The organism is Paenibacillus lutimineralis, assembly GCF_003991425.1.
Lineage (GTDB): Bacteria > Bacillota > Bacilli > Paenibacillales > Paenibacillaceae > Fontibacillus > Fontibacillus lutimineralis.
Genome location: NZ_CP034346.1, coordinates 2,438,043 through 2,461,231 on the forward strand (window position 1 = coordinate 2,438,043; position 23,189 = coordinate 2,461,231).

A 23,189-nucleotide genomic window follows, 5' to 3' on the forward strand; every position below is an offset into this window, starting at 1 on the left:
AATAGGAGCTGGATCAGGGAGCCTTTTTAAAGGCCTGATCCGGCTCTTTTTACTTTAATGGAATGTTTTGAAATTCTGTATCTCCTGTATGGGTTAAGCGTGATATAATTTAATGTGTATGTTGACCTAGGAGGTGAAAGCTTGTACCCGAAAGTAAATGATCTTGTCTACATCCATGTCGCTTCGGTTGACAAGAAGGTGCAAGAGAAAGAGTATAAATCGCGAATTGCCGATGATGAAGAAAATTCATTTTTGATTGAAGTACCGATCGAGAGCGGAACAGGAAGACTCAAGCGGCTTGTTATTGGGGACGAGCTTTCTGTATATTTTCTGTCTGAGGGCGGGATTAAGAATTTTTTTAATACATACGTAACCGGCTTTGCAGATGATAAGGTACAGATGATACGAATTCGCAAACCGGAGCCAGAGACGATTACCAAGATTCAACGGAGGGATTTCCTCCGGGTGGTGGCTGATCTGGAGATTGCGGTAAGAATGAAGGACAACACCCGGTTTATCACTTATACCGAGGATGTCGGCGGTGGTGGCGTCTCTTTCAAATGCGAAAGTAAATACAAGATTTCCCAAGATGATCAGTTGTATTGTTGGCTGTTGATCCCATACAAGAATGGTTCCATTGATCATGTACCTTTTGAAGCTGAGGTGGTTCGCATTAAGAAGCTGGAGACTGATCGAGTGATCGCTATGCTGAAGCTGGTCAGTATTTCTGATATGGAGCGTCAGAAGATTATTCGCTACTGCTTTGAACGGCAATTTGACTTCAAGAATCGTTGATCATGAGTGATTCCCCTATCTCAAATTAGGAAATACCTAAAAGTGAGTGTTCAAAAAGTTCGTAAACATAGGCCCGGCGTAATTCAAGATTCGATGTGAATAGGCTCTCGGTGTTACTTCGGGATCAAAAGCGGACTTTTTGAACTACCTCTAATAAGGATAGGGGGCGGTTAGGGTGAATGACAAAGACGAACACGAATATACGGAGCTATTTTTGCAAGTTTGCAGGCCCTTTGAGCGGTGGATGAGAAGGCTCGTCCTATTGCTGGTGATCAGTCTATGTCTGCTGCAAATGGCGCTTCGAATACCTGAAATCAGACACTTACTTTCATCCGCAGATAAGTTTGAGGGAGTTCCGATTCAGCGGGAAAATAGGCGGTAATATTACTCTTTTCGCGCTATTCTCTTTTGCATCCCTTAGTTATGTGTGGTATAATTTTCACGTCGCAGGCAAAGCCTGCTTTTTTCTTGAGACCCGTTTTTGAGGAGGAATACCCCATTGGCAAGTGCAGCGTCTAAGGCTAACGGCAGAATTAACATCGCGATCGACGGGCCGGCCGGGGCAGGTAAGAGTACTATCGCCCGTAAGGTAGCAGGTAAGTTATCCTATGTTTATGTAGATACCGGTGCGATGTACCGGGCTGCCACCTGGTCTATGCTCCAGCAAGGTATATCTTCGGAAGATGTGGATCAAGTGTTGCAAGCGGTAAACAATCTGGAAATCGAGCTGGTTCCCGGAGAGAACGGACAGCAGGTACTGGTTGGTGGCGTAGATGTCACTGAGGAGATCCGTTCGCTTGCCGTTAACGCCAAAGTATCCCGATATGCGCAAATCGAGGGGCTGCGGAGCAGGCTTGTCTCACTTCAGCAGCAAATGGCTTTGCGTAAAGGCGTTGTCATGGATGGCCGTGATATCGGAACTACGGTGCTCCCTGATGCTGAAGTCAAGATTTTCATGACCGCCAGCATTGAGGAGAGAGCTCTTCGCAGATATAAGGAAATGAAGGAACAAAGCGACATCACTCTGAAGCAGCTTGAACTTGATATCGCAGAGCGTGATCGCCTCGACCAGGAACGGATGATATCTCCGCTTCGCCAGGCCGAGGATGCGATTCTTCTGGATACGACACATATGTCGATTGATGAGGTTGCTGAATTTATCGTATCCCGAGCGCTGAGCATACAAGGGAGAGAGGGAGAAGTATAGATGATTTATAGCTTTGTTTGCGGACTGCTTCGAGTAATCTATAAGACACTGTTCCGCTTGGAAGCGAGGGGAGTAGAGAATATTCCTCAAGAGGGGGGAGTGCTGCTGTGTGCAAATCATATCAGTCTGCTTGATCCTCCAACGATCGGCATTTTGCTGAATCGGAAAGTGCATTTTATGGCCAAGAAGGAATTATTCGATATTTTCGGCTTCGGCTGGCTAATTAAAGAACTAGGTGCTTTCCCTGTCAAACGTGGCAGTGTGAGCAAGGAGTCGATCAAGACTTCCCTAACCCTGCTTCGCAGTGGACATGTAATGGGTATTTTCCCTGAAGGCCACCGTGCTAAAGGGGAAGACATGGGGGAAGGCAAGAAAGGAGCGGCAACCTTTGCCCTCCGTAGTGATGCTGCAGTTATCCCTGCTGCTATTATCGGCAATTATAAGCTCTTTCGTAAAATGATAGTGGTATATGGCGAACCGATCGATATGTCCAAGTTCAAGGAAGCGCCGAAGACCGAAGCAGCTGATTTGGCCACGGATGCCATTATGTCGCGGATTGCTGAATTGAAACAGTCGGTGTAGCTGTAGAACCTATTTTGCCCCGAATGCATGAAGATAGGGGATAATTGGTAAGCTATATTCGTGAATTGTTTTGAACTACGCTAACAGCGAGTTTAAATAAATGGTTTTTTTTGAATTGAGGAGGCTATTGACATGTCGGAAGAAACAAAGAATGGCTTGGAAGCCGTTGAGGCAAGCCAAGAAGAAATGGAACAAATCGTATCCTTGAAAAAAGGGGACACCGTAAAAGGGACGATCGTCAAAATCGAGGATAACCAAGCTTATGTCAGCATTGGATATAAATATGACGGCGTTATTCCTATTCGTGAATTGTCCTCCGTCCACCTGGACAGCATTGCGGACGCCGTACAGGTTGGTCAAGAGGTTGAGACCAAGGTTGTCAGCATCGACGATGAGAAGGAGCGTCTGGTTCTCTCCAAACGTGCAATCGACAGCGAGAACGCTTGGGATGAATTGCAAGCTCGCTTGGATAGCCAAGAAACCTTCGAAGTTACTGTTGCCGACGTTGTTAAGGGCGGCCTTGTTGTAGACGTAGGTCTGCGCGGCTTCATTCCGGCTTCCATGGTTGAACGCCATTTCGTTGAAGATTTCAGCGATTACAAAGGCCGTACGCTTCGCGTAAAAGTGAAAGAAATGGACAAAGAGAACAACAAAGTCATCCTGTCCCAAAAGGACGTTCTTGATGAAGAGTTCGAAACGAACAAGCAACAGGTTATGGCTCAGCTTCAAGAAGGCCAAGTGATCGAAGGTACAGTACAGCGTTTGACCCAATTCGGCGCATTCGTTGATGTGGGCGGCGTGGACGGACTTGTACACGTGTCTGAAATCTCTTGGAGCCATGTTGACAAACCAGCTGACGTTCTCTCTGAAGGAGACAAAGTTAAGGTTAAAGTTCTCAAGGTTGACCCAGAGAAAGGTAAAATTAGCCTAAGCATCAAAGCTGCTTTGCCAGGACCTTGGGATTCGGCTAGCGAGCAATTCCATATTGGCGATATCGTGAGCGGTGAAGTAAAACGTCTTGTTAATTTCGGAGCTTTCGTTGAAATCGCTCCGGGCGTTGAAGGACTTGTTCATATTTCGCAAATTTCTCATAAACATATCGGCACACCGTTTGAAGTGTTGAAGGAAGGCCAAACAGTTCAAGTTAAAATTTTGGACCTGAGCGCAGATGAAAAACGTGCAAGCCTAAGCATTAAGGAAACGGAAGAAGCACCAGCTCCGGCGCCTAGGAGCGAGAAGCCTTCGAAAGGCAGCAGCGTAAGAAAAGAAGATCTGGGCGATAACCCTAATGTTTCCCTTAGCAACCAAGGACTTAGTATTACTCTGGGCGAACGCTTCGGAGACAAGCTGAGCAAATTGAAATAAGCGGATATAAGCTTTAGATATCGGCGGACCCTCTTATGTGGGTTCGCTGTTTTTTTTGGCAACACTATAGTTAGCCAATTCAGTTTTTTTTTGCTATGATTATTTAGGCGTATTTTTTATGGGATAAACAAAAGTAAGTGAATATAGATTTTGAGTAATTTTAGGAGGAATGCTTATGGCAAGACCCGTAGTGGCCATTGTCGGTAGGCCGAATGTAGGCAAATCTACAATCTTTAACCGTTTGATTGGCGATCGTCTGGCTATTGTTGAAGACAAGCCGGGTATTACAAGGGACCGAATCTACGGTACGGCGGAATGGAATGGGGTACCATTCAGCGTTATCGACACAGGTGGTATTGAGCTTAGCGATGAAGAACCGATTCTGAAATTGATTCGGATGCAAGCTGAACTGGCGATTGAGGAAGCTGATGTAATCGTGTTTATGTGTGATGCTAAGACAGGGGTAACTGGTGCGGATGAAGAAGTAGCCACCATGCTCTATCGTAGCGGTAAGCCTGTCATTGTCGCCGTTAACAAGGTCGATAACATCGGCCGTCAGGATTTTATTTATGAATTTTACAATCTCGGCTTCGGTGAGCCCATTGGCGTATCTGGTAGCCACGGCACTGGAATCGGCGATTTGCTGGATGCCATCGTTGAGAATCTGCCAGAGCTGACGGATGATGAGTATGATGAAGATGTGATCCGGGTAGCCTTGATTGGACGTCCAAACGTTGGTAAATCCTCACTTGTCAATGCGATATTAGGTGAGGAACGCGTTATTGTCAGCGACATTGCCGGAACAACCCGTGATGCTGTCGATACTCCGTTCGAGAAGGACGGTCAGAAGTATGTATTGATTGATACTGCTGGTATGCGCAAGCGGGGCAAGGTGTATGAGACGACTGAGAAATATAGCGTAATGCGTGCGATGAAGGCGATCGAGCGTGCTGATGTCGTACTTGTGCTCATTAATGGGGAAGAGGGAATTATTGAGCAGGACAAACACATTGCTGGCTACGCTTATGAAGCAGGCAAAGCTTCTGCATTTGTTGTGAACAAGTGGGATGTCGTTGAGAAGGATGATAAGACAATGCACCAGTTCGAGCAGAAAATACGTGATCATTTCTTGTTCATGACCTATGCCCCTGTAGTATTTCTGTCAGCTAAGACGAAGCAAAGACTCCACAAACTGCTTCCGGTTGTGCAGCATGTTGCTGATCAACATACGAAGCGGATTCAGACTCATCTGCTTAATGATGTCGTCTCGGATGCGGTGGCCATTAACCCGCCTCCTACAGATAAAGGCAGAAGGCTGCGGATTAATTATGTGACCCAGGTAGCGGTTAAGCCTCCGACGATCGTTGTATTTGTTAACGATCCAGAGCTGATGCACTTCTCCTATGAACGTTATCTGGAAAATAAGATTCGCGCCGCTTTTGATTTTGAAGGTACGCCGATCCGTCTGTTCACGCGGCGTAAGTCTGATGAGGGTTAGGAGAGGACGACAAGTTGATTTTATCCGTCATTGCAGTTCTTGCTTCTTATTTGCTAGGTTCGGTCAGTTTCAGTGTTGTGATCGCCAAGGCGATCAAGGGAATCGATATTCGTCAGCATGGCAGCGGTAATGCAGGAGCTACTAACACACTTCGAGTACTCGGTAAAGGGCCGGCGATCCTCGTATTAACGCTTGACGTGCTGAAAGGGATTGCCGCTGTCTGGATAGGCCGCTGGCTTGGCGATGGTTCTGTATGGGTGCCTGCACTATGTGGGATTGCGGTTATCATCGGTCATAATTGGCCGGTCTATTTCCGTTTCCGTGGAGGAAAGGGGATAGCTTCAACAATTGGAGTTATGGCATCCCTGTTCTTCTTTCCGGCATTATATGCTGGAATTATCGCTATTCTCTCGATCGTATTCACGAGATATGTATCGCTTGGCTCATTATTATTCGTTTTGTTAACGCCTATCTTTCTCGTTATAATTGAGGGCGTTGGTCCTTATTTTTGGGTTAGTTTGCTCATTTGTCTCTTTGCCATATGGAGACACCGGACGAATATCGTTAAGATTGTGCAGGGCAGAGAGAATAAGCTAGGTTCTAAGGGAGGGAGTAACATTGGCTAGGAAGGTTGCTGTACTGGTAGCGGGAAGTTGGGGAACAGCGCTCGCAAGCGTGCTGGCGGATAAGGAGATGAATGTTGTCATCTGGACCCGCAATGAGTCGCAAAAGGACGAAATCAACCGTCTCCATACCAATGGGCGGTTCCTGCCAGGGGTTACTCTATCCCCGAATTTGACTGCTACGACGGACATGCATGAGGCGATGGACGGGGCTGAGGCCGTAGTTATCGTCGCCCCTTCGGCTGCGATTCGTGAAGTTACCCGGCAGATGCGTCCATTTTGGACGGAAGAGATGCTGGTGGTGCATGCTACCAAGGGCTTTGAAACTGAATCGCTCAAGCGTATCTCCACGGTAATTGCGGAGGAGCTCGAATGCGAGGAAGGGCGTATCGTCGTTCTCTCCGGACCGAGCCATGCCGAGGAAGTCGTGAAGCGCTGCCCAACGACGGTGGTCGTAGCGGCTTTGGACGATTCGGAGGCTATCCGTGCTCAGGATCTGTTCATGAACCCTTATTTCCGCGTTTATACGAATCGCGACATGGTCGGGGTAGAATTGGCAGGAGCACTGAAGAACATTATCGCACTTGGCGCGGGGATGTCGGATGGTCTAGGTTTTGGCGATAATGCCAAAGCAGCACTGCTGACACGCGGACTTGCCGAGATTACTCGAATTGGCGCAGAGATGGGGGCCAATCCGCTTACGTTTGCCGGGCTAGCGGGAGTTGGTGACCTTGTCGTTACTGCGACCAGTCGTCATAGCCGTAACTGGCGTGCTGGTTATATGCTTGGCGAAGGCAAGAAGCTGGAGACGGTGTTAAGTTCTATGGGCATGGTTGTAGAAGGGATTCGCACAACGAAAGCTGCCCATACGCTTTCTGATAAGTACAAGGTACAGATGCCGATTACCCAACAGCTCTATCAGGTTCTGTTCGAGGGTCTGGATCCTAGGACAGCGGTGGAAGCTCTGATGGGTCGCGATAAGAAGACAGAGATGGAACTGATGTCCATCGAGACCTGGGAAACCTGGCATAAGTAGATAAGAGAATATCGTTTGCTGTCAGCAGGAAATTGGATGATGGCGGAGGATGGCATTCTTATTTCTGAGCAGGAAGCCCACTCACCTTTTTCGTTCCGTTCTCATACTATGGGGAAGAGGACAACGGAGGAGGCGAACGAATGAACAATTTTTCCAAGGATGCTCTTAATGCCATCAACAAAAAAAGCGGTAAAAATATAACAGAAAGCACAGTCAAGAAGCTGGCTAGCAATGTGAAGCCGTCCACAATGCAGAATGAAGCCGAGCTGCGCAAGCTGATCAAGCAGGTATCGGCGGCTGCCAAAGTTCCCGTTACAGAAAGTACAATAAATGAAATCGTCAGCGCAGTGAAGAAGAGCGGCATGAACGCGAGCAATATGCAGGCTCTGATGAAAATGATGATCAAAAAGTAGGTTGGAGTTGATCTCCATTAATCATTGTGGCTGCTATGTCGGGAATGGTCCTGCAGGAGATAAAAATTCCTGTGGGGCTTTTTTGTTGTTTTTATTTTATTCAATCGCGTAGCCTGTTTTCAGTCGAAATGCTATAATATTCATCATATCAATCGATGGAAATTTATTCTTATCAAAAGTGGATTTTTGAATAACCTCTAATAGGAGTGTATGAATATGGTTCTGGATGCAATGACCAAGATGTGGCTGTCAATTGCAGCGATTCTCGTCATGGGCTTGTCCGTATTTCTAATTACGTTTGCAAGAACCAAGACGAAGGGGCTGCTTAAGGGGATACTTTCGCTGGTCGCTTTCGTAATTATGCTGGCAGGTTTTCTGACGGGACTTATATCGATTACATAGACAGACGGATTCAGGCAGACTAAGGAAAGAGGGAAGAACATGACAGATGGGATCAAGTCTAACATTAATAAGTATCCCGGGATGATCCCTGCATTAACAGAGCTGGCTGTAAGATTGCAGGAAGCAGAAGGCGTTTGGATGCTGGGGGGCAGCTGTAGTTTGCTGCTGCAAGGGGTGGCGATCCCTGCTGCTCCACGGGACATTGATTTGTATGCGGATATAAATGATGCGAGCCGGATTCATGAATTATTGCAACCTATTGCGGTAGATGAACCACATTTCGATCGAACCGAGCGCTATATCTCTGTATTGAGTCATTATTCTCTAGGCTCATTTTCGATAGAATTGGTCGGGGGATTCGAAGTAAGATCGGAAGGTGGATTCTATAGGACGGAGGTTGCTGAAGTGTTGGCCTCATCTGCAGTGCAGACAGAGGTACAAGAGCAGTCGCTTAGTCTGATGCCTCTTGCCCATGAGTTCGTCTTCAACGTGCTAAGAGGTCGCCCTGACCGCTATGTGAATATTGCAGCTGTGATGCGCAGGGAGCCGCAGAAGCATATGCCGCTGTTGGCTGTCCTCCTGAAGCGGAATCAATGGAATCAGGACCAGATTGTGAGGATGGCCGAGCTATTGGATCAGCCGCTGCTATCATGGACATGGCAAGAAACTGACTATCAAGCCTAGCACATAAACGATTGGAGGATAAGCGAAGATGAGACAGACACAAATAAGATTTAATCCTCCGCAAAAAGTAGTGAAAGTACGCCCAGGGACAAGCGTTCTGCGTGCCGCCCAGGAAGCCAGGGTACATATCGCGACACGTTGTGGTGGTAAGGCGGCCTGCCTGATGTGCAAGGTCAAGGTTGATCCTGAACATCGCGATGCGCTAAGGCCTCCTAATGATGCTGAGAGACGCAAGCTTGGCTCGCTGCTTGACGAAGGATACCGCTTGGCTTGTCAGGCGATCATTTGCGGCAGTGCTGAGGTTGAGCTGCCCGAGGACCCTCTGAAGGCGGCGATTAGAAAGCAATTAGAACAGCAAAAGCTGGATGAGATATAAACAAAGGGGGAAGCTCGTTGAAACGCTTGAACCGTCATATCGTGAGCCTGCAATCCAGGACTTTTCTGGTTCTGGTTATGCTTGCATGTCTGCTGACCGTATTATCTGGATGTATGTATCCAGGCGGGCAAGAACAGACCAATACAAGATCATACAGGGAGAGCGTCGACCGTGTTCAACGGGCGCTTGATCAATTCCAGACTGACACAGGCATACTGCCAATCATTACCGCCGGTCCGGAGACGCCGAGGTATGAGAAATACCGTATTGATATGATTCAAATGCATGATAAGGGTTATTTGGAGGAGATTCCGAGCGCGGCATTTGAGCAGGGAGGTAGCGTATATTTCCTAGTCTTAAATGAAGAAGTAGATCCTACAGTCAAGGTTATGGATCTATTAACTGTACAGAAGGTAAATGATGTGCAGCGAATGGTTGATAGCTACCGCAGCAAGCATGACGGGGCTTCACCTGTCCAGGATGGGCCTCAGGCTTACCCTGGTCTATACATGGTCGATTTGAAGCTGGCTGGTGCACAGAATTATAAGGTGAGCAGTGTTTTCTCGGGACAGGAGCAGCCATTTCTCGTTGATGATGAGGGCGTCGTCTATCTTGATTACGGTTTTGATATCATGCAGGTGATTGATAAATCCCAGCTTGATGCGAAAGCGGATCAGGAGAAGGATCTTAGACAATATTTAACGGATCATTCCTATTACGTTCCTGTCAAGTCGTTGCCTTACAGATGGCAGGAAGATGCGCCTGTAGCTATGGCAACCGGGAAATAGCGGAAGCGACTATCAGTACAACATCGCAAAATAAAACAAGATATGAAGAAAGACTGCGGATATTTTCTGGCAGTCTTCTTTTTTTATTCGTCATAACTAACCTCATATAATCATATGGATTCTATGTGGCGGTATCATGCCCGTATGGCGTCTTGCGACGCTTCAATTAAAAAAACGGTTTCTCTTGAAATTCCGTCATAAATCCGCGTCTGGTACATATGATGATACTAGTCCAAATGCATGTACGAGTTAACGCCGCTTTCGTTCAGTCTCACTCCACAGCGGTTCGCGGCGGCGGGCACGGGCAAGAGGAGCTGCCGCTCCTATTATAGCAGTAGGCGTTAAGGAATGAGAATGACGAAGCGGATGCTCTCAAAGCATTTTTCCTTCGGCAAAATTTGAGGAGGGGATATCATTGGTATTGGAGAAAGTAGACATTTATAAGGACATTGCCGAACGAACTGGAGGCGACATTTATCTCGGAGTTGTCGGAGCTGTCCGCACAGGGAAATCAACATTTATCAAGCGCTTTATGGAGACTGTCGTACTTCCGAACATCACCAACGAAGCGGATCGAGTCCGCGCTGTGGATGAGCTTCCGCAGAGTGCAGCCGGGAAGACGATTATGACAACAGAGCCTAAATTTGTACCTAATAATGCGGTGCAGATCAAGGTCTCAGAAGGTCTCGAAGTGAATGTAAGATTAGTAGACTGCGTCGGTTACGCGGTAGAAGGCGCTAAGGGCTACGAGGATGAGAATGGCCCGCGCATGATCTCAACGCCTTGGTTCGAAGAACCGATTCCGTTCCAGGAAGCGGCAGAGATCGGCACACGCAAAGTCATTCAGGAGCATTCCACGCTAGGCGTTGTCGTTACGACGGACGGGACGATTGCTGACATTCCGCGTTATTCCTATGTGGACTCGGAGGAACGGGTAATAGCGGAATTGAAAGAAGTCGGCAAGCCGTTCGTATTGGTAATCAACTCGACAAAGCCGAATAGTGAGGAAGCGCAGCAGCTTCGCGGAGAGCTCGCCGTTAAATATGATATTCCAGTCATTACGCTCAGTGCAGCTACGATGACTGAGGAAGACGTAACAGGCGTTCTGCGAGAGGTACTATACGAATTCCCGGTACATGAAGTTAACGTCAATCTGCCGAGCTGGGTTATGGTGCTGAACGAGAACCACTGGCTGCGTAGCAATTACGAGAATTCTGTACGGGATACGGTCAAGGATATCCGCCGTCTGCGGGATGTGGATCGTGTCGTCAGTAATTTTATGGAATACGACTTCATCGATAAGGCGGGCCTCAGCGGTCTCAATATGGGCCAAGGCGTCGCGGAGATTGATCTCTATGCGCCGGATGACTTGTATGACCGTATTTTGATGGAGGTTGTCGGTGTTGAGATTCGCGGCAAGGATCATCTCCTTCAGCTGATGCAGGAATTTTCACATGCCAAGAGAGAGTATGACCGCTTCGCCGAGGCGCTGGAGATGGTCAAGACAACGGGCTACGGCATTGCCGCTCCTTCGCTTGCCGAGATGGCTCTCGATGAGCCAGAACTGATTCGTCAAGGCTCAAGATTTGGCGTACGCTTGAAAGCGACAGCTCCATCGATTCATATGATCCGGGTCGATGTAGAATCGGAATTTGCGCCGATTATCGGTACAGAGAAACAGAGTGAAGAGCTCGTTCGTTACCTGATGCAGGACTTCGAGAACGATCCGATTAAGATTTGGGAATCCGATATTTTTGGTCGCTCATTGCATTCGATCGTCAGAGAAGGAATTCAAGGCAAAATTGCCATGATGCCGGATAATGCCCGCTACAAGCTTCAAGAGACGCTCGGCCGCATTATCAACGAAGGCTCCGGGGGTCTGATCGCAATAATCCTATAAACACGTTCTAATATTCAGTTTTCAGCACCCGGAAGGCCCGCGTGAATTCAAGATTCGATGTCGAGATCACTTCCTGAATTACTTCGTGAGCAAAAGTGAAACCTAGGTCTAATGAATTGAATATCCGGTTTCCTCCTCTAAGTAACCGTGTGCTGCCGATGGGCTGCATGCGGTTACTTTTTACCTATTCATCGCTTCTTGTAGTTAAAGAGCTTGAAAATATTGATTTCCTGTATTACTATAAATTTGTTCCGCGTCGCTGAAAAGAGTGTAAAATTCAACTTTTATCAGGTATAACCAGGGTAATAACGCGGTTTAACGTATATTCTGCGGCAAAACGGAAACACAGAATATCAGAGTAAAGTATTTTATAGAATAGGGAGGTGAATCGTAATGAATAAATCTGATTTGGTATCCAAGGTAGCTGAGAGCACAGAATTGTCCAAGAAGGACGCAACCAAAGCGGTTGATGCTGTATTCGAAGCCATTTCTGAAGCACTTCAAAGCGGAGACAAAGTTCAACTGGTTGGCTTTGGTAACTTTGAAGTTCGTGAGCGTTCCGCACGTAAAGGACGCAATCCGCAAACCGGAGAGGAAATCGAAATCCCTGCGAGCAAGATCCCCGCTTTCAAACCGGGTAAAGCGCTCAAAGACGGAATTAAATAAGATTTCTACATATCTTCTTTTGCGAAGGACCGTGGGCGTTAGTTCACGGCCTTTTCTTTTAGGAGATGTTTTGAAATAGAAAAAGGAGCGGTAGATCATGGAGCAGCGTCATCAAGATGAGAATGAAACCTCGAATGGCGGGGATTACTTCGTCGTCAAGGCCAAGGACCAGGGCGTAACGGTCATCGGCTTAACGCGCGGCAAAGACACGCGGTTTCATCATACGGAGAAGCTGGATAAGGGTGAAGTGCTGATTGCGCAGTTTACTGATCATACCTCTGCCGTGAAGGTGAGAGGCAAAGCGGTCGTATATACGAAGCATGGAATCATCGATACGGAAGAGTGATTTTGTGATTGCAGGCATAGCCTGCTTTTTTCTTTTGTACAATGGAAATAGGGACAGTAAAATACGTGTTTAAACAAGCTCTATTAGACTGTGAATTCCTTGATTACAGAAGAAGGGGGAAGGCCCCATGAGACGGAAATGGCTGCTTCAATTACTCATCGTATCGATCTTGAGCGTGGTCCTTCTAGCGGTTCTATCCAAACTGGACGGGCGACTGCTGGAGAATACGGCGATCCATACGGTCTTTGCTGCTGGCCAGCCAGGAGAGTTGAACGATGACAATCTGGTAGATGGTTTGATTGCACTCCAACTTCCTGTGCCAATATCCAAGGTGGATCTGAATGGAGGGATTCTGTCCGTGGATTTGAAGGTCACAGCTGATCAATTTGACAAGAGTCGGTTATATGCAGGGATGGCGGAGTTGATCTCATTTGCGTTCGAGCGGACGACTAACGTCGATCAGCTGCTGCTGCGCCTAATTGCCGAGGATCGCTGGCTGGGCACGAAATATTTGCTGCTAGCCTCGGATGTTCATAAGAATGAGATGCCTCAGGGCGCGCTGAAAATGCTGCGAAATCATGGAGATCAGGAGTTGTCTGATGATTTGCTGCGATGGTTCCATATTACGAGGACGAATTTATGGCGGCAGTCTGTAAATTGAGATAGGTCTTTCGTGCGCTTGGAATTAACATATGATATAATATACAGGATTGTGGCATCGCTATTTTTAACGATTTGGATGCCAGTAATAGGTGCTCGGAGGCAGAGAATGAGACTTGATCGCATAACGGAACTGGCAAGAAAGTATGTTGAATATGACATGATTTCAACTCACACGGAGCTTCCGGACTTCCCGGTACCCCGTGTTCGTTTGCTTTATACGTTTCTGACGGACAGGGAGGACGCTACGCAGAAATCGGCAGAGAACTACGCGTTAGCGGCTTTTCTTGTACAGACGGGAATGGATACGCACGATCTGATCGATCTAGGTGGCGGTGAGCAGCAGGAGAGCAAGATGCGCTCCAGACAGCTGAAGGTGCTCGCCGGAGACTACTTCAGCAGTGTATTCTATGCACTGTTGGCAGGAGCCGGAGAGATCGATATGGTATCTGCGATGAGCTCGGCGATATGCGAGGCGAACTCGCTCAAGGTCAAGCTTTATACGAAGCTGAAGCAGATGCTGCTGACGGCTGAGGATTATCTGAAAGAGAGTACTCAGGTGAAGATGAGTCTGTTCCTCGCTTTCTCTGGACTGCTGGATAAATCCAAGCAGAATTTATGGAGGTTGATGCTTACAGAGTTATGCCGTTGCGAGGTTGTGATGGATGAATTGAAGCATAGCTCCAGTATACCGGAGAAGCGACGCGGTTACGCCTACTTACATATTCTGGAGACCGGGACGTCGGAAGATAGAGAAATACTGCGTCACAGTGTCGGAGAACGCGAATGGGGCTCTATGCTCATTAAATACAATATGAAGGAGCAATTGAGCGGTCTACTGCAGCAATCCATAGAACGCGTACAGATGCTGCTTCAGGAGTGTAGAGGGGACAAGCTCCGCACTGAGATCGTCTCTGTACTAGAGCCGTTTCAGAACGTACTATCGATACAGCGCCGAGCGGCGCAGGAAGGCTGAGGTGATCCCCTGAACATGAATAACGTGACTTCCAAACCGAAGGAACAATTCGTTCACTCTGTATTCGAGAGCATTGCTCCGAAATACGATATGATGAACGATCTTCTAAGCTTCCGTCGCCATAAAGCATGGCGTAGATTTACGATGAAGAAGATGAATATGCAGCCAGGAAATACTGCAATCGATCTGTGCTGCGGTACCTGCGACTGGACGATTAGTATGGCTGAGGCGAGCGGAGGACAGATTACCGGGCTCGACTTCAGCGAGAATATGCTGGAATTCGGACGCAAGAAAGTGAACGAGCGTAGTCTCAGTGACCGAATCTCACTCGTACAGGGTAATGCGATGGCGCTGCCGTTCGAGGATAATAGCTTTGATTACGTAACGATCGGGTTCGGACTAAGAAATGTACCGGATCTGTATCAGGTGCTGCGCGAAATGCGCCGCGTCGTGAAACCTGGCGGCATGGTCGTATGCTTGGAATTGTCCAAGCCGACCTGGCAGCCGTTCAAGGGTATTTATTATTTCTATTTTCAGAAGATGCTTCCGCTACTAGGTAAGATGGTTGCAAAGAGATATGAGCAATACAAGTGGCTGCCTGACTCGCTGGCCTCGTTCCCTGGTCGTGAGGAGCTTAAGGAAGCGTTCCGTGAGACGGGATTGGAACGAGTTGAGGCTTATCCTCTTACCGGCGGCATAGCTGCTCTACACATTGGAATCAAGGAGTCGCCATAATGCTAAAAAAAACGATCACATTTCTGCAGATGATCAAGTTTGAACATACTATTTTCGCCTTGCCCTTCGCTTTTATGGGTGCGTTACTTGGCTCGGTGGCTATCAACCATGTGTTGCCAACCTGGGCACAGATCGGATGGGTGCTTATGGCCATGTTCGGAGCGCGGAGCGCAGCGATGGGGTTGAACCGACTGATCGACCGAGTCAGCGATGCCAAGAACCCGCGTACTAAGGGACGCGCAATTCCGGCAGGGCTGTTGAAGATCGGTGAGGTTATTGCCTTTATTATTTTCTCATTTGTATTATTGTTCTGGGCCGCAGCAGAGCTGGAGCCGCTCTCTATGAAGCTGCTGCCGATCGCAGTCGTGATGCTGGTATTGTATTCATACACGAAGCGCTTCACTTGGCTCTGCCATGTTGTTCTTGGGCTTACCGTTGCCTTAGCTCCTCTTGGCGGCTGGGCGGCAGTAACAGGTAAGGTCGATGCTTCAGCTATGGTCCTCTATCTAACAATATCCTTCTGGATCGCCGGATTTGATATCATATACGCTTGCCAAGATGTTGAATTTGATGCTAAGGAAGGCCTGCACTCGATTCCGGTGAGATTCGGCGTTGCAGGCGCGCTCAAAATTGCTAAGGCATTCCACCTTGCTACTGCACTTGGCTTCGTATTGCTCTTATTCTTGGCTAATCTCGGCTGGTGGTATATCGCCGGTATGATTATCGCTTATCTGATTCTATTCTATGAGCATCATATTGTGTCTCCTACGGATCTCAGCCGTCTACAGACTTCATTTTTTAATATGAACGGTGTGTTGAGTATCGTCGTCTTCACCTTTACGCTGATTGATTTGGTGGTGCAAAGCCGCTGATGAATCAGAACAGACGCAAAGCGATGGTTGTTGGCATCACGGGAGCAAGCGGGTCAATCTATGGGGTGAAGCTGATTCAAACTTTGCTCGAGGTTGGCTATGATGTGCATCTGGTCGTCTCCAATGCTGGCTGGCGGGTGATCAAGGAGGAGCTTGGCTGGGATGTGTCCGACCGTAACCGTCTCATTGAAGAACATTTTGGCGGCAATGAAGGAGATTGTGTCTATCATCCGATCAATGATATCGGCGCGTCGATCGCCAGCGGGTCTTATCTGGTAGAAGGGATGATCGTGATGCCTTGCTCGATGGGCACCTTGTCTTCGATCGCTAGTGGATCCTCGGATAACCTGATGGCGCGGGCGGCCGATGTCATGTTGAAAGAGGCTCGTCCGCTCGTGCTTGTTCCAAGGGAGACTCCGCTGCATGCTATTCATTTGGAGAATATGTTGAAGCTGGCCAGGCTGGGAGTAAGGATAATCCCTGCTATGCCGGCGTTTTATTTCGGTCCGACGAGCATAGATGATTTAGTGTCTTTTTTGGTGGGGAAGGTTCTGGACAATTTAAGAATCGAACATGCTTTGTTTAAGAGATGGGGGGATCACAATGAACAACCGGGAGAATGACGACATCCTCATCGGCAAAATCAAATATACAAACTGCTGGCCGATGTTCCATCACTTTAAGCCTGATGCCCTTTCGCAGAAGGCAAAACTCGTTACGGAAGTACCATCTATACTGAATCGTAGGATGCTTGAGGGGTCGCTGGACATTTCGCCGGTCTCCTCCTTTGCTTTTGGTTACGGTGCGGAACAGTTCGTTCTGCTACCGGATCTGTCGGTTAGCTCCAACGGTCCGGTGAATTCCATTTTACTCTTCTCACGCAAGCCGCCGGAACAAATTCAGAACGGAGTTATCGCGTTAACGAACACTTCGGCAACATCGGTAAACTTATTGAAGATCATTATGGAGAAAGCGTATGGGGGAAGCCCGACCTATTGGGACAGCGAGCCTGATCTGGATCTTATGATGGCGAATAGCGACGCGGCCCTGCTGATCGGGGACAACGCTATCTCGGCCTCCTGGCACAATCAGGAGTTTATCGTTACGGATTTAGGGGAAGTCTGGAAACAATGGACAGGGTATGGGATGACGTTTGCCGTATGGGCGGTTCAGAAATCGTTCGCAGAGAATCGGCCTGAGCTGCTTGCCGAGGTGAGCCATGCTTTCCAGGACAGCAAGCGCAGAAGTTTGGGCGATCTGTCATCGCTGGTTGAAGAGGCGTGCAGTGAAATTGGTGGCACTCGAGATTACTGGCGTCATTATTTCAATAATTTATGCTATGATTTTAATGAGCAGATGCAGAACGGATTAGCCTTGTACTTCTCTTACGCCTATGAGATGGGGCTGCTGAAGCACAAGGTTCATATCAATGTATGGAATGAGAATATGCTGACACGGGTGAAAGAATGAAGCTAATAGACATTTTCGGCGCGCTGAAAAAGGATATGGATTTTATTGAACGGCAGCTATACAAAAGTATCGAAGGCGGAGATGAGCTGTTGAGTGAGACGAGCCTTCATTTGCTCAAGGCGGGCGGCAAGCGGCTTCGCCCTGTATTTGTCTTGCTTGGCGGGAAGTTCGGACAATATGATCTGGAGAAGCTGCAGCATGTGGCTGTTCCGCTGGAACTGATCCATTCCGCTTCTCTCGTCCATGACGATGTCATTGACGATGCTGGAACACGCAGAGGCAAGCCTACCGTTAAGGCAAAATGGGATAATAGAATTGCAATGTATACCGGCGACTACATATACGCAAGAGCTTTGATGATTGCTACAGAGCTTAAAAATCCGGAGATTCACCGGACTCTTGCCAAAGCGATGGTGCAAATGTCGATTGGCGAGATGGAACAGATCCGTGACTTTTTCAATACAGAGCAATCGGTGCGCCATTACTTGCTAAGAATTCGTCGCAAGACGGCCCTTCTAATCGCAATCAGCTGTCAGTTGGGTGCGCTTGCTGCTGAGGCTCCGAAAGAGGTACACTCGCTGCTGTACCAATATGGATATAATGTCGGTATGGCTTTTCAAATTCGCGATGACCTACTAGATCTGTGTGGAACAGAGAAGACCATCGGCAAGCCACCAGGCAGTGACATGCGGCAGGGTAACATAACTTTGCCAGTCATCTATGCGCTGCAGGAAGAGAAGCTTCGGGAGCCGCTGCTTGCAGAAATCCGCGGAATACAGGCTGGCAATGGAAGCGGCAGCGTGTCCAAAGCGATCGATATGATCGTCTCAAGTAATGGAATCACCCGTGCGGAGCAGTTAGCCGACTGTTTTATTGATAAAGCAATGGAAGCTTTGGCGGGCTTGCCGGAAATAAAGCCGAGAACGCATCTGAAGGAAATCGCTTTATTTATTAACAGACGCACCTATTGATACCCCTTAACGGAACGCCATTTTTCTGATAAAATACGGATGAAACCGCTATCTAGATCCTGGATCATGAAGAATTGACATTGTAAAATCGGGGGAGATTATCTTGGAACGTACTTTTTTAATGGTAAAACCGGATGGGGTACAGCGCGGACTCATTGGTAGAATTGTTAGCAGATTTGAAGACAAAGGTTTCAAGTTAGTTTCCGGCAAATTGGTTCAAGTTTCTGATGAGCAGGCCAAACATCACTACGCCGAGCATGAGGGTAAAAGCTTTTTCGGTGAATTGGTTGACTTTATCACGTCTGGTCCCGTATTCGCTATGGTCTGGGAAGGCGATGATGTCATCGCTTTATCTAGGATCGTTATCGGTAAGACCAAGGTAACGGAGGCGCTTCCGGGTACGATTCGCGGTGACTTTGCGGCTCACACGCCGTTTAATTTGATTCATGGCTCCGATAGCCCAGAGAGTGCTGAGCGGGAGATCGCTAACTTCTTTGAGCCAGGAGAATTACTGGGATATCAGAAGACGATTGACTCATGGATATGAATAAACTCGGATTTGACACGCTGCAGACAGAACCGTCAGATCATGATGCTGCCGATTATGCGGGATTCATTCAAAATGTAAAGAAAAATACAGGCATCGATTTGGCCCAGTACAAAGAAGCGCAAATGAAACGGCGTCTCACAACGCTGCGCAATAAAAATGGATATTCTAGCTTCACTTCCTTCTTCAAGGCAATGATGGAGAACAAAACTCTGTTCTACGAGTTTCTGGATAAGATGACGATCAATGTATCCGAATTCTGGCGTAACCCGAACCGCTGGGAAGTTCTCCGTGACAAGGTACTGCCTGTGCTCAGCAACGAGAGATCGCGGATGAGAATATGGAGCGCTGCTTGTTCAACCGGGGAAGAGCCTTATACCTTGGCGATGATCCTCGCCGATCAAGGGCTGCTGCAAAGTACATATCTGCTGGCAACGGACATTGATGAAGGGGCGTTATCCAAGGCGGCGCAAGGTCTATACCTAGAACGCTCGCTCAAGGATGTTCCGGTCGATGTGAGTAAGCGGTACTTTACCCAGGATGGCATGATGTATCGATTCGACGAAGGTCTGAAGAAGCATGTTACTTTCAAGAAGCAGAATCTGCTAGCCGATTCTTTTGAGGAAGGCTTCGATCTGATCGTATGCCGCAATGTGATGATCTACTTCACCGAAGAGGCGAAGCATGATCTGTACCATAAATTTGCTCGATCATTGCGACCGGGCGGGGTTCTCTTCGTCGGTAGCACCGAGCAGATCTTCTCGCCGGGGCAATACGATTTGGAGACTTCCGAGACCTTCTTCTACCGCAAAAAAGCTTAAGCCTACGCAGTATATTCCTGATGCTCTTGTCCGATAATGAGAAGTATCAGAGGTAGTTCAAAAAGTCCGCTTTTGATAAGAAAACCAATCGAGGCAATTCATGGATGAGCGACCGCGATCCAACGGTAGGTTTTCTTGCGATATAGAATTTCATCAGCTACGCTGATAACTTATAAATTCTATATCTAACACGAAGTGATTCAGGAAGCAAAAGCTTCGGTGCTGAAAACCGGCCTTTTTGAACACGAACGATCAGGTATCTCGTGGAGGTCAGCTTATGGACAAGAGAAAGGTAATTAACGCGTATCGGCGCGGGTTCCTTACCGCGCAGGAATGTGCTCAGGTACTCGGGATTGAGCGGCGGCAGCTCGACGATCTGCTTACGGACAGTACAGAAGATCTGTATCGGCATTCTTCTGCGACCGTGGGGCATAGACAGTCGGCAACGAAATAATACGAAAGCGCATCATCCTTCTAGGGTTTAGGAGGGGGTGCGTTTTTGCTTTAGATATATAAATTTACCTCTTATGTAGTCACATTTCGATTGAGATGCTAGAATAGAATCTAACTTTAATCCGGTTGTTCTTAGTGGCATATGGTTTTCTTGTCAAAAGGAAAGGTCATATACTATAATGATCAGAGTAATTATCGGGTTTTAGCTCTTTACAGTTTAACAGTTTAAAGGGGGAACGCAGCATGACTTTGCGTTATTTAACGGCTGGGGAGACACATGGTCCTCAGTTGACTGCTATTATCGAGGGATTGCCTAGCAATCTGCATCTGGATTTTGAGGCGCTTAATTATGAGCTCGCCCGTCGTCAGAAGGGCTATGGCCGTGGCAGACGGATGCAAATCGAGAAAGATACCGCGGCTATTGTCGGTGGCGTTCGCCATGGATATACGACCGGAGCGCCTGTCGCTGTCGTTGTAGAGAATAACGACTGGACGCATTGGCGTAATATTATGAATGTTGAGCCTGTTGAAGGCACTGACGAAGAGAAACGTCGTGTTCATCGTCCTCGTCCGGGTCACGCTGACTTGAATGGCGGACTCAAATATGATCTGAAGGATCTCCGCAACGTGCTGGAGCGCTCTAGTGCACGTGAGACCGCAGTTCGCGTCGCCGTTGGCGCGATCGCCAAGCAATTCCTGGGCCGCTTCGGCATTAAGATCGGTGGTCAAGTGAAGAGAATCGGCGAGATCGAAGCTCCTCCACATCAATTGTCTCTGGATGAGCTAATAGAGATTACTGAACAATCCTCTGTCCGTGTAGCGGATAAGGCTACAGAGAAGAAGATGGAGGAATACATCGATAAAATTAAGGCCGAAGGCGATTCGATCGGTGGTATTGTAGAATGTATCGTTGAAGGCGTGCCGGTTGGACTCGGTAGTCATGTGCAATATGACCGCAAGCTGGATGGACGAATCGCTCAAGCAGTTATGTCGATAAATGCTTTCAAGGGTGTAGAGATCGGTATCGGATTTGAAGCGGGCACAATACCTGGTTCACAGGTGCATGATGAGATTCTGTACAGTGAGGAGCGCGGATACTATCGGGCAAGCAATCGTCTTGGCGGCTTCGAAGGCGGGATGACGAACGGCATGCCGATTGTTGTACGTGGGGTAATGAAGCCGATCCCGACGCTCTATAAGCCACTACAGAGCATTGATATTGATACGAAAGAGCCATTTACTGCTCAGGTAGAACGCTCTGATGCATGTGCTGTACCCGCAGCAAGCGTAGTACTAGAGCATGTCGTAGCCTGGGAAGTGGCGAAGGCTTTCCTTGAGAAATTTGGCGGCGACTCCATCGAAGAGATTGAGCGCAACTACAAGGGCTACCTGGCTCAATTGGAGGCCTACTAATGAGAACGCTGGAAGTAGATTTGGGGGATCGATCTTACCCGATCTATATTGGCGGAGATTTGCTGGAACAAGCGGGCGCTTATTTTGAGCGTCATGAATTAACGAAGAAGAGTCCGGTACTGATCGTTACAGATACCAATGTAGCTCCGCTGCATTTGCGGAAGGTTGAAGTCTCTCTGCAGTCGAGCGGTTACCGGACAGTTCATCATATTGTTGAGGCCGGTGAGCCTTCAAAATCACTGGCTGTATTTGAAGAAGTAATGACGACGGCGATTGAGAGCGGTCTGGATCGTAAATCATCCGTTGTAGCTCTCGGTGGCGGTGTGGTTGGCGATTTGGCAGGATTTGTAGCTGCTTCTTATATGCGCGGAGTAAACTTCATACAAATGCCGACGACCATTCTGGCTCATGACAGCAGCGTTGGCGGCAAGGTGGCGGTCAATCACCGTCTGGCTAAAAACATGATCGGTGCCTTCTATCAGCCTGAGATGGTTCTCTACGATGTTAGTTCATTGCAGACCCTGCCGAATCGTGAAGTACGCGCAGGGTTGTCCGAGATGGTGAAGCATGGCTTGATCTGGGATCAGCAGTTCACCGACTGGTGCGGGGACAATGCTGGCAAATTGCTATCACTAGACCCGGAAACTCTGGAATATGGTTTGATTCAGGGCTGCGGGGTTAAAGCGAAGGTTGTAGCGGCCGACGAGCGGGAGCAAGGACTCCGCGCTATTCTCAATCTTGGCCATACGCTTGGTCATGCGATTGAAGCCACCGGAGGCTATGGCGAGTATTTGCACGGAGAGGCCATCTCCATTGGTATGGCTGCAGCGGCTTTGATTGCCGTTCATCGCGGCAAAGAGGCAGCGCTATATGAGAGAACAGTAGAGCTTCTGCAAGGCTTCGGACTTCCAACAGCCATGCCAGTGCATTTGGATGAAGATCAACTGATCTCAGCCATGATGCATGACAAGAAGTTTACAGAGAACAAAATTGTATTCGTACTCCCGGTTCAAATCGGAAAGGTAGAGATTGTCTCCGATGTGACACTAGATGAGGTACGCCGGGTTATCGCGGAATTGAAAGGGGAAAGACAGAATGTATAATCGCGGCATCCGCGGAGCAACGACGGTAGCTCATAACGAGGGACAGGAAATTTTGGACGCTACAGCAGAGCTATTGAAGAAGGTCGTCGCTGCCAATGAGATTTTGCCTGAGGACATTTGCAGTGTCTGGATTACAGTTACGCCTGATCTTGATGCTGCTTTTCCTGCTAAGGCAATTCGTGTGCTGCAGGGCTGGGATATGGTTCCGCTGATGTGTTCGACCGAGATCCCAGTAAAGAACGCGCTTCCGAAGTGCATCCGGCTGTTGATTCATGTAAATACGAATAAGACGCAGCGGGAAATGAAGCATATCTATATGAATGAGGCGAGAAGCCTTCGTCCGGATATCAGCGGGCAAGCTTAATACCCGAATGTTGTCTGGATTAGGCAAAAAAAGAAAGTTGCCAACCGACAAAGAATCATGTATATTAATTTTAAGATTTTGGTTAAGAATGGTTTTTGAGCTGAGTAGAGTTGAGATGAGCAG

29 protein-coding genes are annotated in these 23,189 nt (G+C 48.0%); all 29 read left to right on the forward strand.

Translation table 11 applies throughout. The annotated features are described in order from the left end of the window. Positions 1-141: 141 nt before the first annotated feature. The 29 genes from EI981_RS10230 to aroH all read left to right on the forward strand — a co-directional run bounded on the left by EI981_RS10230 (position 142) and on the right by aroH (position 23,066). Positions 142-795 carry a flagellar brake protein gene (locus tag EI981_RS10230; protein ID WP_126997794.1) on the forward strand — a complete coding sequence of 218 codons (654 nt, stop codon included), beginning with the start codon at positions 142-144 and terminating at the stop codon, positions 793-795. Between the two features lie 175 nt (positions 796-970). Next, the gene (locus EI981_RS10235; RefSeq protein ID WP_126997796.1) at positions 971-1,177 is read left to right on the forward strand and encodes a hypothetical protein; all 207 of its coding nucleotides are present in this window, start codon (positions 971-973) and stop codon (positions 1,175-1,177) included. Positions 1,178-1,294: 117 nt separating this feature from the next. Continuing rightward, entirely contained in the window at positions 1,295-2,002 is a 708-nt protein-coding gene (gene cmk, locus EI981_RS10240) for a (d)CMP kinase (protein ID WP_126997798.1), read from the forward strand. Continuing rightward, on the forward strand, positions 2,003-2,584 hold the full coding sequence (locus EI981_RS10245; protein WP_126997800.1) for a lysophospholipid acyltransferase family protein: 582 nt from the start codon (positions 2,003-2,005) through the stop codon (positions 2,582-2,584). Between the two features lie 132 nt (positions 2,585-2,716). Continuing rightward, a complete protein-coding gene (rpsA, locus tag EI981_RS10250) occupies positions 2,717-3,949 on the forward strand; it encodes a 30S ribosomal protein S1 (RefSeq protein WP_126997802.1) in 1,233 nt (410 codons plus the stop codon). Positions 3,950-4,124: 175 nt separating this feature from the next. Beyond that, positions 4,125-5,447 (forward strand): ribosome biogenesis GTPase Der, encoded by a 1,323-nt coding sequence (gene der, locus EI981_RS10255; RefSeq protein WP_126997804.1) that lies wholly within the window; start codon positions 4,125-4,127, stop codon positions 5,445-5,447. Positions 5,448-5,461: 14 nt separating this feature from the next. Further along, positions 5,462-6,073, forward strand: coding sequence for a glycerol-3-phosphate 1-O-acyltransferase PlsY (plsY, locus tag EI981_RS10260; protein WP_126997806.1), 612 nt, complete (start codon positions 5,462-5,464; stop codon positions 6,071-6,073). Beyond that, positions 6,066-7,106: an NAD(P)H-dependent glycerol-3-phosphate dehydrogenase gene (locus EI981_RS10265; protein ID WP_126997808.1), complete on the forward strand. Its 1,041-nt coding sequence runs from the start codon at positions 6,066-6,068 to the stop codon at positions 7,104-7,106. The genes plsY and EI981_RS10265 overlap by 8 nt, the downstream gene beginning before the upstream one ends. Positions 7,107-7,246: 140 nt before the next feature. Then, positions 7,247-7,519, forward strand: a complete 273-nt coding sequence (locus tag EI981_RS10270) for a stage VI sporulation protein F (protein WP_126997810.1) — start codon at positions 7,247-7,249, stop codon at positions 7,517-7,519. Between the two features lie 222 nt (positions 7,520-7,741). After that, positions 7,742-7,921: a DUF2768 family protein gene (locus EI981_RS10275; RefSeq protein ID WP_068781831.1), complete on the forward strand. Its 180-nt coding sequence runs from the start codon at positions 7,742-7,744 to the stop codon at positions 7,919-7,921. 39 nt (positions 7,922-7,960) lie between these two features. Beyond that, a complete protein-coding gene (locus EI981_RS10280; protein ID WP_227011786.1) occupies positions 7,961-8,605 on the forward strand; it encodes a nucleotidyltransferase family protein in 645 nt (214 codons plus the stop codon). Between the two features lie 28 nt (positions 8,606-8,633). Next, positions 8,634-8,981, forward strand: a complete 348-nt coding sequence (locus tag EI981_RS10285) for a 2Fe-2S iron-sulfur cluster-binding protein (protein ID WP_126997812.1) — start codon at positions 8,634-8,636, stop codon at positions 8,979-8,981. 17 nt (positions 8,982-8,998) lie between these two features. Continuing rightward, positions 8,999-9,769 (forward strand): DUF3939 domain-containing protein, encoded by a 771-nt coding sequence (locus tag EI981_RS10290; protein WP_227011787.1) that lies wholly within the window; start codon positions 8,999-9,001, stop codon positions 9,767-9,769. Between the two features lie 421 nt (positions 9,770-10,190). Continuing rightward, positions 10,191-11,669, forward strand: coding sequence for a stage IV sporulation protein A (gene spoIVA / locus EI981_RS10295; protein ID WP_127004543.1), 1,479 nt, complete (start codon positions 10,191-10,193; stop codon positions 11,667-11,669). A 393-nt stretch (positions 11,670-12,062) separates the two neighbouring features. Next, entirely contained in the window at positions 12,063-12,335 is a 273-nt protein-coding gene (locus EI981_RS10300; protein ID WP_068781750.1) for an HU family DNA-binding protein, read from the forward strand. 97 nt (positions 12,336-12,432) lie between these two features. Next, positions 12,433-12,681 (forward strand): trp RNA-binding attenuation protein MtrB, encoded by a 249-nt coding sequence (gene mtrB / locus EI981_RS10305; RefSeq protein ID WP_068781749.1) that lies wholly within the window; start codon positions 12,433-12,435, stop codon positions 12,679-12,681. A gap of 127 nt (positions 12,682-12,808) precedes the next feature. Continuing rightward, on the forward strand, positions 12,809-13,342 hold the full coding sequence (locus EI981_RS10310) for a hypothetical protein (RefSeq protein WP_126997814.1): 534 nt from the start codon (positions 12,809-12,811) through the stop codon (positions 13,340-13,342). A gap of 108 nt (positions 13,343-13,450) precedes the next feature. Then, positions 13,451-14,317, forward strand: a complete 867-nt coding sequence (locus EI981_RS10315) for a heptaprenyl diphosphate synthase component 1 (protein WP_126997816.1) — start codon at positions 13,451-13,453, stop codon at positions 14,315-14,317. Between the two features lie 15 nt (positions 14,318-14,332). Further along, entirely contained in the window at positions 14,333-15,052 is a 720-nt protein-coding gene (locus tag EI981_RS10320; RefSeq protein ID WP_126997818.1) for a demethylmenaquinone methyltransferase, read from the forward strand. Next, positions 15,052-15,924 carry a UbiA-like polyprenyltransferase gene (locus EI981_RS10325; RefSeq protein ID WP_126997820.1) on the forward strand — a complete coding sequence of 291 codons (873 nt, stop codon included), beginning with the start codon at positions 15,052-15,054 and terminating at the stop codon, positions 15,922-15,924. Before EI981_RS10320 ends, EI981_RS10325 begins: the two co-directional genes overlap by 1 nt. Further along, complete coding sequence (locus tag EI981_RS10330; protein WP_126997822.1) at positions 15,924-16,547, forward strand: UbiX family flavin prenyltransferase; 624 nt, start codon at positions 15,924-15,926, stop codon at positions 16,545-16,547. The genes EI981_RS10325 and EI981_RS10330 overlap by 1 nt, the downstream gene beginning before the upstream one ends. Beyond that, the gene (locus tag EI981_RS10335; RefSeq protein WP_126997824.1) at positions 16,528-17,394 is read left to right on the forward strand and encodes a menaquinone biosynthesis protein; all 867 of its coding nucleotides are present in this window, start codon (positions 16,528-16,530) and stop codon (positions 17,392-17,394) included. Before EI981_RS10330 ends, EI981_RS10335 begins: the two co-directional genes overlap by 20 nt. Beyond that, positions 17,391-18,365, forward strand: coding sequence for a polyprenyl synthetase family protein (locus EI981_RS10340; RefSeq protein WP_126997826.1), 975 nt, complete (start codon positions 17,391-17,393; stop codon positions 18,363-18,365). The genes EI981_RS10335 and EI981_RS10340 overlap by 4 nt, the downstream gene beginning before the upstream one ends. 103 nt (positions 18,366-18,468) lie before the next feature. Beyond that, positions 18,469-18,912, forward strand: a complete 444-nt coding sequence (gene ndk / locus EI981_RS10345; RefSeq protein WP_126997828.1) for a nucleoside-diphosphate kinase — start codon at positions 18,469-18,471, stop codon at positions 18,910-18,912. Further along, the gene (locus EI981_RS10350) at positions 18,909-19,733 is read left to right on the forward strand and encodes a CheR family methyltransferase (RefSeq protein WP_227011890.1); all 825 of its coding nucleotides are present in this window, start codon (positions 18,909-18,911) and stop codon (positions 19,731-19,733) included. The genes ndk and EI981_RS10350 overlap by 4 nt, the downstream gene beginning before the upstream one ends. A gap of 277 nt (positions 19,734-20,010) precedes the next feature. Then, a complete protein-coding gene (locus EI981_RS29210) occupies positions 20,011-20,187 on the forward strand; it encodes a hypothetical protein (RefSeq protein ID WP_193556445.1) in 177 nt (58 codons plus the stop codon). Between the two features lie 242 nt (positions 20,188-20,429). Beyond that, positions 20,430-21,599, forward strand: a complete 1,170-nt coding sequence (gene aroC / locus EI981_RS10355) for a chorismate synthase (RefSeq protein ID WP_126997832.1) — start codon at positions 20,430-20,432, stop codon at positions 21,597-21,599. Then, the gene (gene aroB, locus EI981_RS10360; protein ID WP_126997834.1) at positions 21,599-22,702 is read left to right on the forward strand and encodes a 3-dehydroquinate synthase; all 1,104 of its coding nucleotides are present in this window, start codon (positions 21,599-21,601) and stop codon (positions 22,700-22,702) included. Before aroC ends, aroB begins: the two co-directional genes overlap by 1 nt. Further along, a complete protein-coding gene (aroH, locus tag EI981_RS10365; RefSeq protein WP_126997836.1) occupies positions 22,695-23,066 on the forward strand; it encodes a chorismate mutase in 372 nt (123 codons plus the stop codon). Before aroB ends, aroH begins: the two co-directional genes overlap by 8 nt. The last annotated feature ends 123 nt before the right edge of the window (positions 23,067-23,189 follow it).